Source organism: Actinomadura chokoriensis (assembly GCF_041463665.1).
In the GTDB taxonomy this organism is placed as follows: domain Bacteria; phylum Actinomycetota; class Actinomycetes; order Streptosporangiales; family Streptosporangiaceae; genus Spirillospora; species Spirillospora chokoriensis_A.
In genome coordinates, this window is sequence record NZ_JAXCEJ010000006.1 from 1 (window position 1) to 12,008 (window position 12,008).

The following is a 12,008-nucleotide window of genomic DNA, read 5'->3' on the forward strand; positions in this document are numbered from 1 at the left end:
TCGACCACGGCCACCGGACCGCGCTTCTCGTCGGGCTCGGCCACCACGGCCTCCGTCTTCACTTCAGTCATCATCAGGTGTCACTCCTTGATCAGGAGTTACACCGAAAACCGTACAGTCCCTCCGATTGCCAGCCCGTGCCTCGAGGCGAGGGAGCCGGGTCCCGTCCAGCCAGATCGTGACGGCCCACAGGAACACCGGGTGTGGGCTGCGCTCGCTTCGTCTCGTCGCATTGTTCATGCAGCGGCGATCGACGTGGGTCATGATGGCCCGCATGAGCTCATATGATCTTGATAGCGCAACATTCGAGCGGGGCCGGTTCGTGCTGCGCGAGTACGTCACGGGGGTGACGAACATCAGAACGAAAAGTCCCGCTAAGGGCAGCTGGTTGGGCTCGTTAGCGTGACTTTCCGTTCCGATGTCGCTCGGGCTGGGATCGGTGCAGGTCAGAGGGCGCTTGTTAGTGCTCGGTGAGTTCGGGGCGTGGTTCGGGAACGTCGGGCTCGATCTGCTGGATGCCGGTCGGTTTGAGCTCGGGCACGTATTTGTAGATGGTGGAGCGGCTGACGCCCAGGAGCCGGGCAATCGAGGAGATGGTCGCGTAGGGCTGGGTGAGCAGTGCGCGGGCGTGCCGGACCTGCTCGGGCGTCATCGCGGGCGGCCGGCCGAGCCGGACGCCGCGGGCTTTGGCGGCGGCCGGGCCCTCGTTGGTGCCTTCGATGATGAGCTCGCGGATGAACTCGGCGAGGGCGGCGAACACGTGGAAGACGAGGCGGCCGCCGGGGGTGGTGGTGTCGAGGGCTTCCTTCAGGGATCGGAACCCGACGCCGCGGCGGCGGAGGTCGGCGACGATCGTGATGAGGCCCTGCAGGGAGCGGGCGAGCCGGTCGAGGCTCGGGACGACGAGGGTGTCGCCGGGCCGCAGGTAGTCCAGGGCTTTGGCGAGTTCTTCGCGTTCGGTGTCCTTGCCGGACTTCTTGTCGGCGAAGATCCGGATGCAGCCGGCGGCTTCCAGCGCGAGGGTCTGTCGGTCGAGCCGCTGGTCCTTGGTGGAGACCCGGGCGTAGCCGACGAGCGCGCCGGTGAGGATCGCGGGTTCGGCGCCGAGGAGGTCGTCGGCCTGGCGGATCGCCGCGGAGGGTTCGGAGCCGTCGGGCAGCGTCGTCACACTGCGGAAGTGTAGGGAAAACGGTCCCGTTGGAGTTGTTGAACACCCCGACTTCTCAACACGTTTCCCGACACATGCGCGCCCGGTGGGCGGTTCGTGAAGAGGACTTCGAGCGGGGTGTTGTAAATCGAACGGTTCTCAACACCCCCGCCGGGAGCGGAGACGCGCCACCGTTCGCCGCTGCGATGCGGGCACGCGAGATGCAGCGGGATGGCTTGCGGTCAGGTTCGGGTCGGCACGGTGGTGAGCTGGTGGACGAGGAGGTCGATCACAGCTCGTTTGTCGGCGTCGTCGCGGCGGTGGGTGAGGAGGCCTTCGATGACGAAGGTGCCGATGGCGGTCATGGCGGGGAGGTCGGCGTCGGCGGCGCCGGCGTTGCGGAGGTCGTCGGCGACCAGGGCGTCGGCGAGTTCGTGGAAGCCGGTGTGCCAGGCGTGGACGGCGGGTGAGGCCGGGGCGCGAGTGTGGACGGTGTTGACGAGGCCGTGCAGCCGTTCGAGCTGGTCGACGGCCCACAGGAGCCGGTCGCCCAGCGGCCGGTCGGCGATGGTCGCGTACTGGGTGAGGGCTTCAGCCAGCAGGCGGTCCAGGACGGCGATGAGCAGGTCGTCCTTGTCGCGGAAGTACCAGTAGATCGTGTTGACGGTGACGCCGGCGTGCTTGGCGATCTGGCCCATGGACGCCGACTCATAACCGTCGTCGATGAACAGCCGCTGGGCGGCGGCGAGGATCTCCTCGCGTTTCTCTTCGCGGTCCTGGGGGCGTCGGTTCCGGGGCACCCCCACACCCTATCTTGAACGACCCTCAAGAAGGCGCTAGGTTTCTTGAGGGCCATTCAAGAATTGAGGTGGGACCCCTCATGGAGACCGACCATGCGGCTGCCGAGCTGCTCGGGCTGGACACGACCGAGCTGCTGGCGTTCTTCGCCACGCTGCCCGCCCCGTCCATCGAGGAGATGGACGGGGAGTACACCGCCCGGCTGCTGGCCCAGCCCGGCGTGTTCGCCTCGGTGACCGGGCGCGGCACGGTGTCGAATCCGCTCGCGCCGTGGCTGTGCAAGGCGTTCCGGCCCGTCGACGGCGAGACTGGGCGCGGCTACAACACCTTCAGCCAGTTCGGCCGCGTCCGGCAGCGCTATGCGATGGACACTCTCATCGCGCCGTCGCGCTTTGACGGCCGTCCCGCCTACACGCTCATCTACCGCGCCTACGCCTCGGCGTGCGGGGCGATCAACATGGTCGACGAGGTCCGCCGCGCGGCACCTGGCGTCTACCTGGGCATCGGGACCTGGGGATTCACCGCACGTCAGCGCCGCGTCCCGCTGCCCTTCCTGCTCACCGGCCCCGTCGGCGCCTACCGCGGTGACATCGGCGCAGCCCGCCGCGGCTTCACCCCCGGCCCGCGTGAACTGCCCGGCCGAAAGGCAGCCGCCCAGTGACGAGGTGGCTGCTGTACGGCGCCAACGGCTATACCGGTGAGCTGATCGCCCGGGAGGCCCGCAAGAGAGGCCTGGAACCGGTCCTCGCCGGCCGGAACCCCACGGCGGTCAAGCCGCTGGCCGAGGACCTGGGCCTGGAGTGCCGGATCTTCGAGCTGCGCGACGCCGACACGCAGCTGTCCGGGATCGACGTGGTGCTGCACTGCGCCGGGCCGTTCTCGGTGACGGCGGCCCCGATGATCGACGCGTGTGTGCGCACCGGCACCCACTACCTCGACATCACCGGTGAGATGGACGTCTTCGCCTACGCCCGCGAGATCGACGGCCTGGCCCGCGCTGCTGGTGTCGTGGTCTGTCCCGGAGTCGGTTTCGACGTCATCCCCACCGACTGCCTCGCCGCGGCCCTCCACCAGGCCATGCCCGAGGCCACCGGTCTGCGGCTCGGGTTCGACCTGCCGCTGGCGCTGTCCCCGGGGACCGTCAAGACGATCCTGGACGGGATGGCCGCCGGAGGCCGCGCCCGCATCGACGGCCGGATCACCGCGACCCCGCTGGGCGGACGCACCGCCCGCATCGACTTCGGCAACGGCACCAAACCCGCTCTCGCCTTCCCCGCCGCCGACCTCCACGGCGCCCACCACAGCACCGCGATCCCCAACATCGAGGTCTACATCCCGATGCCCTTCCTGCTGATCCGCTGTACCCAGATCAGCAGGCGGTTCACCGGGCTGCTGGCCCGTCCCGGTGTCCGCGCCGCCGCACACAAGCTGATCGACAAGACGGTGAAAGGCCCCGACGCCAACCAACGGGCCACCGGCACCGCCTACGTGTGGGGCGAGACCACCGACGCGGCCGGCCGGCGGGCCACCGCCCGCATCACCACGGCCAACCCCTACCGGCTCACCATCGACGGCGCCCTCACCGCCGTCACCGACCTCCTCGCCGTCCCCACCACCCGCCCCGGCGCGCACACGCCCGCGACCCTGTTCGGCGCCGACCTCATCACCCGGCTCCCCGGCAGCAGCCCCCTCACCATCACCACCCCCCACGCGACCGAAGGAACCCCCCAGTGACCACCCCCCGCACCGCGCTCATCACCGGTGCCTCCGCCGGCATCGGCGCCACGTTCGCCCGCCACCTCGCCGCCCGCGGCTACCAGCTCCTGCTGGTCGCCCGCCGCACCGACCGCCTCCAGGAGCTGGCCGCGGAGCTGACCCGGCAGCACGGTGGGCGGCACTATGGGGTGTTCGGCGCCGACCTCACCGACCCCGCCGCCCCCAAGGCGATCATGGACTACGCCGACGCCGAGGGCTTGGACATCGACGTCCTCATCAACAACGCCGGACTATCGGGCAAGTCCGCGTTCGCCGACACCCCCTGGGACATCCTGGCCGGGGAGATCCAGCTGATGGTGACCGCCCAGACCGAACTCGCCCACCTGGTCATCCCCGGCATGAAGAAACGCCACTGGGGCCGCATCGTCAACCTGTCCTCCGTCGCCGCGTTCGCACCACCCGCCGCGAGCCTGCTCTACACCGGCATCAAGTCCTACGTCCTCAACACCTCCCAGGCCCTCGACATGGAACTCAAACCGCACGGCATCCACGTCACCGCCCTGTGCCCCGGCTTCACCCACACCGAATTCCACGACGTCATGGGCACCCGCGACAAAGCCAACCACCTCCCCCGCATCCTGTGGCAGCAACCCGAAGCCGTCGTGGCCGAAGGCTGGAAAGCCGTCCAGAACGGCAAACCCGTGTGCATCCCCGGCCTCGTCAACAAGATCAACGCCGCCGCCATGAAACCCCTGCCCATCCGCCTGAGCTAGCTACCTCGCAGGACGCGCCCTCAACCCCTTCAAGAACAGCTGAACCCCCTCACCTCCGTGCACCGGCCGCCGGCGGTCAAGGGCATGAAACCGGTGCCAAATCGAGGCCCCGACCGACAGAGCCGTTAGCGGGACTTTTCGTTCCGATGTTCGTCAGCCCCGGTCACAGGGCTGGACGAATGCAGAGCCACGACGCTCTTGCCGGATGCGCCCGTCGCGGTGCTCGGCGACGGCGGGCACCTCGCCGTCGTGGACCTGGACACCGGCGAGGTCGACACGTACGAGATCGACGACGACCTGCCGCCGGTCGCCCTGGTCGGCCTGACCGATCGCCGCGTGCTCGCGGTTCGCTTCGACACGGTCGAGCTTTACCGACTCGATGGGCCGGGGGAGTGGACGGCGCCGATCCGTCAGTGGCGGATCAAGTCCGACACGTCGGTGCTCGACGTGGCGGCTACAGCGTCCGGCTCCCGGTTCGTGGTCGCCGCCGGAGACCGGTTCTACGTGGGCGGTGTCGACGACCCCGACCTGCTCGAGGTCGACAGCCCTGACCAGACCTTGGACGGCACTGCCGGGTGCCTCGCCGCGTATGTCTCACCTGATGGCGCCACGCTTGCTGTCGGGCGGGCGGGGTCCATCGATGTTTACGACGCGGCGCCGCTTCGCCGGATCCGCGACCTATGTCTCAACGAGAAGGGGGATGCCGTCCTGTGCGCCGCGCTGTCGCCGGACGGGCGGCGCCTCATGACCGGAGACGACGCCGCCCGCACCGCCCTGTTCGACCTGGATGGCGGCACCGGAGCCCAGGTGAGCGAGGGCGGCAAGGTGATCACAGCCCGGTGGAACCGGGACGGCAGCGCCTGCGCCCTCGTCGTGCTCACCCGGTCTGTCGGCGTGGTCGACCCGTCCGGCCGGCTGCTGGCCGAACTCACACCACAGGAACCGGGCACCTACTACTTTCTCGGCGGAGGCTGGGCCGGTGGCGGTAACCGGTTCGCGGTCGGCACCGAGCACGGCAAGATCCTGGCATGGACCCATGAGGTCGAGGCATAGCTCGGTGTCCCCAGCCCCGGCAGACCGGTACGCGTGGCTGTGGTCTTCTCGTAGTTCTTCGGTGCGGTGTGGCCGAGGTTTTCATGCCTGCGGCGTTCGGGCCACGCCCGGCACAACTGCTTCACCCCGAGGGCGCCCGCATGGTCGGCGACGAACCGGAAGCGGTTCAGCCACCGCGTCGTCCTAGAACTCCTCCCAATAGAGCACCGGCGCCATCAATGACATCTCTTCTCCTTGACCTCGAGATCCAGTCTCCAAGGTGTCCACATTCAAGGTGAGGACCCGATCACAGAAGTCGCTGCATCCACAATGAGCTGATGTACTGGCCGTTCTTGGTGGCGTACTCGTGGAACGTACCGACTTCTGTAAAGCCGAACTTCCGGTGCAGGGCGACCGATGCGTCGTTCGGCATGGCGATACCCACGACGACGGCATGGATCGGCTCGTGGGCGATGACCTCGAACAAGGCGCGGTACAGCGACGTTCCCACACCCTGGCCTCGGCGACCGGCACCAAGCGCAACGCTGAGCTCAACGGTCTCCCGGAAAGCCTCGTGGTCTCGGTAGGGCTGACTGCACGCGTATCCCACCACCTCACCGTCGCGCCGAGCGACCAGGAGACGATAAGGGCCCGTCGGAAGGAACCTCTCGAACCAGGCGCGTCGTTCGGCCACGCTGGTCGGCCGGGTGTCGAAGGTCGCGATCGAGCTTGCCGCCACGTTGTTCATGATGTCGACGATCCCGGGGAGATCGCTCTCATTCGCGATAGCGACCTCAACGGCTTCTTGGTCCACTGGCACATTGGTCATCCGTCACATCATGACCAATCAGCCGACGCCCCGCCACCACCAAGCCAGAGGCACCGGCCGCTCACCACGCTCCCCATCGCCCGGGCGGCGCTCGACGGCGGTCACTACCGGGCCCTGCACCAAGGAACACTCCTGCCGTCCGCTTCACACCCACGGCACTGTCGCTACATCTCGGCGACCCCTGCCCCTCTCGGCACATGGGATTCCCCTACCGACGGCGGGCGCGAAAACGAGTGGATCTTGTTGTGGGAGGTCGCCTATCCTTGGCCCTCCCCTACGTGAGGACCTCGCGCGCATGACGCCGCCTGCTCTTTAGACCTGACACTTCCCTGCGCATTGGTCGCCGGCGACGCCGTCGGCTCTGTTTTCCGTGCTCTTCGTCAGGTCTTCAGAGAGATCATGTCTTCACGTCCTCATACCGTGCTGCCCTGGGCGGTGCGCCGCACCCGCCTGCCTCTGCTCGCCCTCCGGTGCGTGGCCTGCCCTTCCGGCCGCGCCACCATTGACAACGGCAGGTTCCGCGTCAACGCCAACGGCAAACTTCTCGACGTCTGGCTCCTGGTCAACTGCGTTTTCTGTGGCCGGACCGGCAAGCTCACCGTCCACGACCGCGTCCCGGTCCGCTCACTGCCCGCTGACCTTCTGGCCGGTTACTCGGCCAACTCGCCTTCCCTCGTCGTGGATACCCTTCTCGACCCGTTGATCGCCCGACGCAACCGGTTCGCGCTCGATTGGGACGGGTGCTGGGAACTCCACGCACCTCCGGTTCCCGAGGATCCGTGGCTCCTCCAGACCACCGTGACCTTCGACGATCCTGTGCCAGATCCCGCTGAACCGCAGGACGAGACAGGATTTCTCCTTCGTCCTGGTGTGGTCGCTCCAGTAAGCCCAAGTATCGGTGCGAGGCTCGGCCGGGGCAGAACACGGCTGTGCCGGTTCTGCCCCGGTCAGGTCGACGCGAACCCTGTCGGCGTTCTTGGCGACCTTGGCGGTACAGCCGGTACCGGGGGAGACCGACACCAGGCAGGAGTCAAGACTCCCGCTGGATCTACCGCCGAACCCGGGAGCGGTTCGGCGGATCATCGAGAAGGGCTCTGCGGCTGGCCGAGCAGACGCTGACGGTGCGGATTGCCGGCCGGGTTCCCGCCGGGCCTGTCGCACGGCTGCTCACGCTGATCGCCCGAAGAGGCCGCCCTAGATGCGAAGGGCTCGCTGCTCAGCCCGTCGTCCAGCGACGGAGTTTGTCGGGGTTGCGTACTACCCAGATGTGCTTGATCCGGCCGCCCACGATGGTGAACGCGAACACCGTCACGATGACGCCGTCTTGCTGAGCTACCAGACCGGGTTGCCCGTTGACCGTCCGCTCCAGGCAGGCCATGTCGCCGGGGGCGCGCCGGGCGAGTTCGACCCAGGCGTGCGCGATCTGCTCGCCGCCTTCTATGGGGCGCAGGAAGGTGGTGGCGAGGCCGCCGCCATCGGCGATCGCTGTGGCGTCGGGGTCGAGCAGGCCGATCAGGACGTCGATGTCCTTGGTCTCCCAAGCCTGCTTGAAGTCCCTGACGACGTCGGCGGGCCGGGCTGCCGGAGTCGACGCGGACGGCTGCGAGGCCCGGATGCGGCGGCGGGCCGAGGAGGCCAGCTGGCGGCACGCCGCCGGGGTGCGCCCGACGATCTCGGCCACTTCGGCGAAGGTGTGGCAGAAGACGTCGTGCAGGATGAACGCGACGCGTTCGGCCGGGGTCATCGAATCCAGCACGACCAGGAAGGCCAGGTTGACCGACTCGTCGAGGGTGACCCGGTCGGCAGGGTCGGCGACGGTGCCGTCGGGGAGCGGCTCGGGGATCCATTCGCCCACGTAGGTCTCTCGCCGGGCCCGTGCCGAGCCGAGCACGTTCAGGCAGATGCGGCTGGCGACCGTCGTCATCCAGGCTCCGGGAGACGCGATGGCGTCCTGCTGCCGCCGGGACATGGCGTACCAGCGGGTGTAGGTCTCCTGCACGGCGTCCTCGGCCTCGGCAAGCGAGCCCAGCAACCGGTACGCGAGATTGATCAGGCGACGCCGCTCGCCCATGATCGCGTCCAGCCCCGGGTCGGGCCGGCCCTGTTCTGGCTCGAATCGGGTGGTCATGGCGCTGGCGGCTCCCTCTGTCGCATCGGTCTTCACCAGTTCGACAAGACAGCGCACCGGAATGTGAGGTGACGCGCCGGCCTCACGTTTGTGAGGGCTGCGTTGTCGAACTGGTGAGACCGACACATCGTCCAGCGAAGATGGGAGCTCAGGCACATCATGACCACCTCAATTCCGGAAACACCGTTCGCCGGTGCGGCGTCCGGGCAGCGTCTGGAGCGGGCGGCCGCCGCGCTGACCGCGCACGGTTTCACCGTCGAGATCCTCGATGACGCCGCCGCCGCGCGTTCCCGTGTCAGGGAGCTGATACCCGGCGGAGCGAGCGTGTTCACCGGCGCCAGCGAGACGCTCCGCCTGTCCGGCATCGATGAGGACATCAACGGCAGCGGACGATACGAGGCCGTCAAGGCGCGCATCCTTGTCATGGACCGCGCCACTCAAATGGACGAGATCCGGCGGCTGTGCGCCGCCCCCGACGTCGTCGTGGGCAGCGTCCACGCGGTCACCGAGACCGGTTCCCTCGTGGTCGCCTCGGGCAGCGGCAGCCAGTTGCCCAGCTACTCCGGCGGCGCCGCTCGCGCGATCTGGATCGTCGGGGCGCAGAAGGTGGTGCCCGACCTGGACGTCGCGCTGCGCCGCGTCGAAGACCACTGCCTGCCCCTGGAGAACGCCCGCGCCCAAGAGGCCTATGGGGCGCCCAGCGCCATCAACCGCCTTCTCATCCTCAACGCGGAATACCAACCCGGACGCGGCACCGTCCTGCTGCTCCGCGAAACCATCGGATTCTGAGCCATCCATCGGGCGGCGGCACTGCTGGCGACCACCTCGCTGGACGGCATCGAGATCACTGACCTGGACGGTGAGCGCGTAACCTCCATCTCGGCGCCCTTCGCCACCGCCATCACCTTTCTCGCCGACGGGCGGCTCGTTTCCGCCCACGACGAATACGGTGACAACGGTGGCGGTACGGTCCGGCTGTGGTCGGGCCTGACCGGCGAGGAACGCGAGGGCGACGCCATGCCCCAGGGACGACGACCTCGCCGTTGCCCCAGCGGACCGCTGTGCCCGCGGCCATGGACGCCAACGGTGCGGCGTTCTCGTGGGAAACGTCCAGCGGTAACCGCATCTCCTGTGTGACCGGCGAGAACGACTCGGGACGACGCGGGGCCGGAGAGCCGGGCGGGGATCACGGGTGCTTTGGAGCAGGGGCTCCCTGGGAACGGCCGTCGGGTGCCCTGTCTGCCTCAGGGGTGGTGCAGAGCTGTGCGGTCAGAGTGGCACAGGCCCATTCTTCCCACCTGTCCGGTGACCAGCCGCGGTCCTGGACGAACAGCAGGTACAGCTGGGGGCTGAGCAGGCCGAACAGCAGGTCCGCGGCCATGGTGACGTGGACGTCGGGGCGGGCGCCGGGCTTGCCGACCAGCGCCCGGGCCGCCGCATGCTGGACGGTGTAGCGCGGATCGGGGCCGTCGGGCCACTGCGCGGCGATCTGGGGGTCGGTGGCCGAGGCGGCCGCGATCAGCGGCATGATCGGGGCGACCCGGCCGAGGATCTCGCTGGTCCCGCGCACGTGCGCGCGCAGCTGGTCGGCCGCGGTGGGCGCGGCGCACGCGGCGTGGAACCATTCACGGTCCATGGTGGCGACCGGCTCGGTGTCGCCGGCGATGGACGTGTCGACGACGTCCTTGAACAGTGTGCGCTTGTTGCCGAAGACGAAGTAGACCGTCTGAACGGCCACGCCCGCCCGGTCGGCGACCTCCTGCAGGCTCGTCGCCCCATATCCCTGCGAGACGAACAGCTCCCGCGCCGCCTGGATGACCTTCTCCCGGGTGCGCCGCGAGCGCTCGGCGCGTTTGTCCGGCCGCTTGACGGTGTCCATGAGGCGAGTATATCTCTAGAGCTAGACACTAGTGTCCAACTTGAAACTTGGAGGAGCCGTGAGTAGGCCGATGACCACTCAGAGTGCGGACTCAGTGCAGACCGGTACCGAACGCGACCAGGAGGATGCGGTCCGAAGCAGCCTGGAGGCGTACTACCGTGCCGGCACGCCGCCGTGGGACACCGGCGTGACACCGCCAGAGCTGGTCGCCCTCTTCTCCGGATGTGCCTTGTCCGCCGTACGGATAAAGGGAGACACGGCGCGTGAAGGCGACGGCCTGGCCGCGGCTGCGCAGCCCCAGCTTGGCCGGGATCCGGCTGCAGGGGTTGTGGACGGCGTGCTCGGACAGCACCAGGCCGGCGGCGATCTCGCTGTTGCTCAGCCCTTGGCCGATCAGCCGCAGCACATCCCGCTCACGCGGTGTCAGTTCGCACAGCCGGCCCGAGTCGGCGGCGTCGACGCGCTGGGAGCGGCGGTGGGCGACGTAGCCGCCGATGACGCGGCGGGCGACGCTGGGGCTCAGCGCGCCGTCGCCGCCCGCGGCGGCGCGGACGGCGATGAGCAGTTCCTCATAGGAGCTGCTCTTGAGCAGGAATCCGCCGGCCCCGAGGGTCAGGGCCTCGTCGACGTACTCGTCCATGTCGAACGTGGTGAGCACGACGGTGCGTATGCCGTGCGTCCCTGGGACGCCGCCGCGGGCCAATTCGCCCAGTACCCACACGGCTGAGGCCACGGCGAGGATGGCCAGCACCCGGGTGCGGTGGCTGGCTCCTTTTCAAGGCGTCCAACCGTCGGTGACGTCGTCGTGCTCGACCCGGTCGCTGTGCGCGCGGGTCACGACTGGCGTGCCTCACTGCTGCGGTTGGCCTCGTTCAGATGTATCGGAGCGTGTATTCCGGGCTGGCGTACACGCCGCCCTGCGGATCGTGCTCTGCCGCGTCCCCTTCCGGCGGAATACGCGGTGCGAAGACTTCCGCATCGTCCACAGGTGTGTATCCCAGAGCCGCCCCGGCCTCAATGTCCCAGAATCGGCGCTTATTGGCGGAAACGGCATATACGGCCGCGAAGTTGATATCGGAGGCGGTGAGAGCTGCGCGGACGAAGCCGAGGCAGTCGCGCGGGCTCAGCCAGGTGGCCAGATGACGTCGCTCAGTCGGCACGTCTTCAAAGCTCCCGATCCGCAAGCACACTACGGACAGATTGAACTTGTCCGCATACAGACGTCCCAGAGCCTCCACCGCTACCTTGCTCACCCCGTAGAGACCGTCCGGACGGGGCGGCATCTCGGGCGTGACGGTCGTCGAGACCGGATAGAAGCCGGTAAGCCGGTTACTGCTGGCGAGGACGACCCGCCCCACCCCTTGCCGACGTGCACCCTCCAGCACGTTATGCGTCCCCCGGACATTGCCGTCCAGCAGGTCTGACAACGGTGCCTCATCCGGGACACCGCCCAGATGCACCACCGCATCCGCACCCTCCAGGGCCGCAGTCACCGCCTCAGCGTCGCGCAGATCAAGCTGCCGCACCTCCTCGGTCGGCGACTGCCTGGCGAGGCCCACTCGATCGAGGAGCACCAGTCGTTCCGCTTCACCGCGCAGACCGGCCCGCACCACCGACCCGATCTGCCCGGCCGCACCGGTGACCACCACAGTCCCAAGACCCGTTTCCATGATGACAACTCTGTCTCACACCACCGACAGCCCGGC

13 protein-coding genes are annotated in these 12,008 nt (G+C 68.4%); 6 read left to right on the forward strand and 7 right to left on the reverse strand.

Annotated features, from left to right (window positions below):
- Positions 1-460: 460 nt before the first annotated feature.
- Together SM418_RS12105 and SM418_RS12110 are read right to left on the reverse strand one after the other, a co-directional pair.
- Positions 461-1,168: a recombinase family protein gene (locus SM418_RS12105; protein ID WP_371945685.1), complete on the reverse strand. Its 708-nt coding sequence runs from the start codon at positions 1,166-1,168 to the stop codon at positions 461-463.
- Positions 1,169-1,389: 221 nt separating this feature from the next.
- Complete coding sequence (locus tag SM418_RS12110; protein ID WP_371945684.1) at positions 1,390-1,947, reverse strand: TetR/AcrR family transcriptional regulator; 558 nt, start codon at positions 1,945-1,947, stop codon at positions 1,390-1,392.
- Between the two features lie 80 nt (positions 1,948-2,027).
- On the opposite strand from SM418_RS12110, the gene SM418_RS12115 reads away from it, so the two are divergent.
- The 4 genes from SM418_RS12115 to SM418_RS12130 all read left to right on the forward strand — a co-directional run bounded on the left by SM418_RS12115 (position 2,028) and on the right by SM418_RS12130 (position 5,487).
- Positions 2,028-2,606, forward strand: a complete 579-nt coding sequence (locus tag SM418_RS12115) for a hypothetical protein (protein ID WP_371945683.1) — start codon at positions 2,028-2,030, stop codon at positions 2,604-2,606.
- Positions 2,603-3,679 carry a saccharopine dehydrogenase family protein gene (locus SM418_RS12120; protein ID WP_371945682.1) on the forward strand — a complete coding sequence of 359 codons (1,077 nt, stop codon included), beginning with the start codon at positions 2,603-2,605 and terminating at the stop codon, positions 3,677-3,679. Before SM418_RS12115 ends, SM418_RS12120 begins: the two co-directional genes overlap by 4 nt.
- Positions 3,676-4,434 (forward strand): SDR family NAD(P)-dependent oxidoreductase, encoded by a 759-nt coding sequence (locus SM418_RS12125; RefSeq protein WP_371945681.1) that lies wholly within the window; start codon positions 3,676-3,678, stop codon positions 4,432-4,434. Before SM418_RS12120 ends, SM418_RS12125 begins: the two co-directional genes overlap by 4 nt.
- Before the next feature lie 198 nt (positions 4,435-4,632).
- A complete protein-coding gene (locus tag SM418_RS12130) occupies positions 4,633-5,487 on the forward strand; it encodes a WD40 repeat domain-containing protein (protein WP_371945680.1) in 855 nt (284 codons plus the stop codon).
- Positions 5,488-5,773: 286 nt separating this feature from the next.
- On the opposite strand, the gene SM418_RS12135 is transcribed toward SM418_RS12130, so the two are convergent.
- Positions 5,774-6,295, reverse strand: coding sequence for a GNAT family N-acetyltransferase (locus tag SM418_RS12135; protein ID WP_371945679.1), 522 nt, complete (start codon positions 6,293-6,295; stop codon positions 5,774-5,776).
- A gap of 336 nt (positions 6,296-6,631) precedes the next feature.
- Here SM418_RS12135 and SM418_RS12140 point away from each other — a divergent pair, with 336 nt between their 5' ends.
- Complete coding sequence (locus SM418_RS12140; protein ID WP_371945678.1) at positions 6,632-7,414, forward strand: DUF1062 domain-containing protein; 783 nt, start codon at positions 6,632-6,634, stop codon at positions 7,412-7,414.
- Between the two features lie 97 nt (positions 7,415-7,511).
- Here SM418_RS12140 and sigJ read toward each other — a convergent pair whose 3' ends face one another.
- Positions 7,512-8,423 carry an RNA polymerase sigma factor SigJ gene (gene sigJ / locus SM418_RS12145; RefSeq protein ID WP_371945677.1) on the reverse strand — a complete coding sequence of 304 codons (912 nt, stop codon included), beginning with the start codon at positions 8,421-8,423 and terminating at the stop codon, positions 7,512-7,514.
- Between the two features lie 159 nt (positions 8,424-8,582).
- Here sigJ and SM418_RS12150 point away from each other — a divergent pair, with 159 nt between their 5' ends.
- Positions 8,583-9,212, forward strand: a complete 630-nt coding sequence (locus SM418_RS12150) for an LUD domain-containing protein (protein ID WP_371945676.1) — start codon at positions 8,583-8,585, stop codon at positions 9,210-9,212.
- Between the two features lie 397 nt (positions 9,213-9,609).
- Here the strand turns inward: SM418_RS12150 and SM418_RS12155 are convergent, their stop codons facing one another.
- From SM418_RS12155 to SM418_RS12165, 3 genes are all read right to left on the reverse strand, one after another.
- Positions 9,610-10,302, reverse strand: a complete 693-nt coding sequence (locus tag SM418_RS12155; RefSeq protein ID WP_371945675.1) for a TetR/AcrR family transcriptional regulator — start codon at positions 10,300-10,302, stop codon at positions 9,610-9,612.
- A 91-nt stretch (positions 10,303-10,393) separates the two neighbouring features.
- Complete coding sequence (locus SM418_RS12160; RefSeq protein WP_371945674.1) at positions 10,394-11,035, reverse strand: LuxR C-terminal-related transcriptional regulator; 642 nt, start codon at positions 11,033-11,035, stop codon at positions 10,394-10,396.
- A 139-nt stretch (positions 11,036-11,174) separates the two neighbouring features.
- Complete coding sequence (locus SM418_RS12165) at positions 11,175-11,972, reverse strand: NAD-dependent epimerase/dehydratase family protein (RefSeq protein ID WP_371945673.1); 798 nt, start codon at positions 11,970-11,972, stop codon at positions 11,175-11,177.
- Positions 11,973-12,008 lie beyond the last annotated feature (36 nt).

Excerpts from the sequence above, each read along its gene's own strand:
- SM418_RS12155 (WP_371945675.1), bottom strand. The coding sequence starts at position 10,302 with ATGGACACCGTCAAGCGGCCGGACAAACGCGCCGAGCGCTCGCGGCGC.
- SM418_RS12150 (WP_371945676.1), top strand. The coding sequence starts at position 8,583 with ATGACCACCTCAATTCCGGAAACACCGTTCGCCGGTGCGGCGTCCGGG.
- SM418_RS12135 (WP_371945679.1), bottom strand. The coding sequence starts at position 6,295 with ATGACCAATGTGCCAGTGGACCAAGAAGCCGTTGAGGTCGCTATCGCG.
- SM418_RS12115 (WP_371945683.1), top strand. The coding sequence starts at position 2,028 with ATGGAGACCGACCATGCGGCTGCCGAGCTGCTCGGGCTGGACACGACC.
- SM418_RS12165 (WP_371945673.1), bottom strand. The coding sequence starts at position 11,972 with ATGGAAACGGGTCTTGGGACTGTGGTGGTCACCGGTGCGGCCGGGCAG.
- sigJ (WP_371945677.1), bottom strand. The coding sequence starts at position 8,423 with ATGACCACCCGATTCGAGCCAGAACAGGGCCGGCCCGACCCGGGGCTG.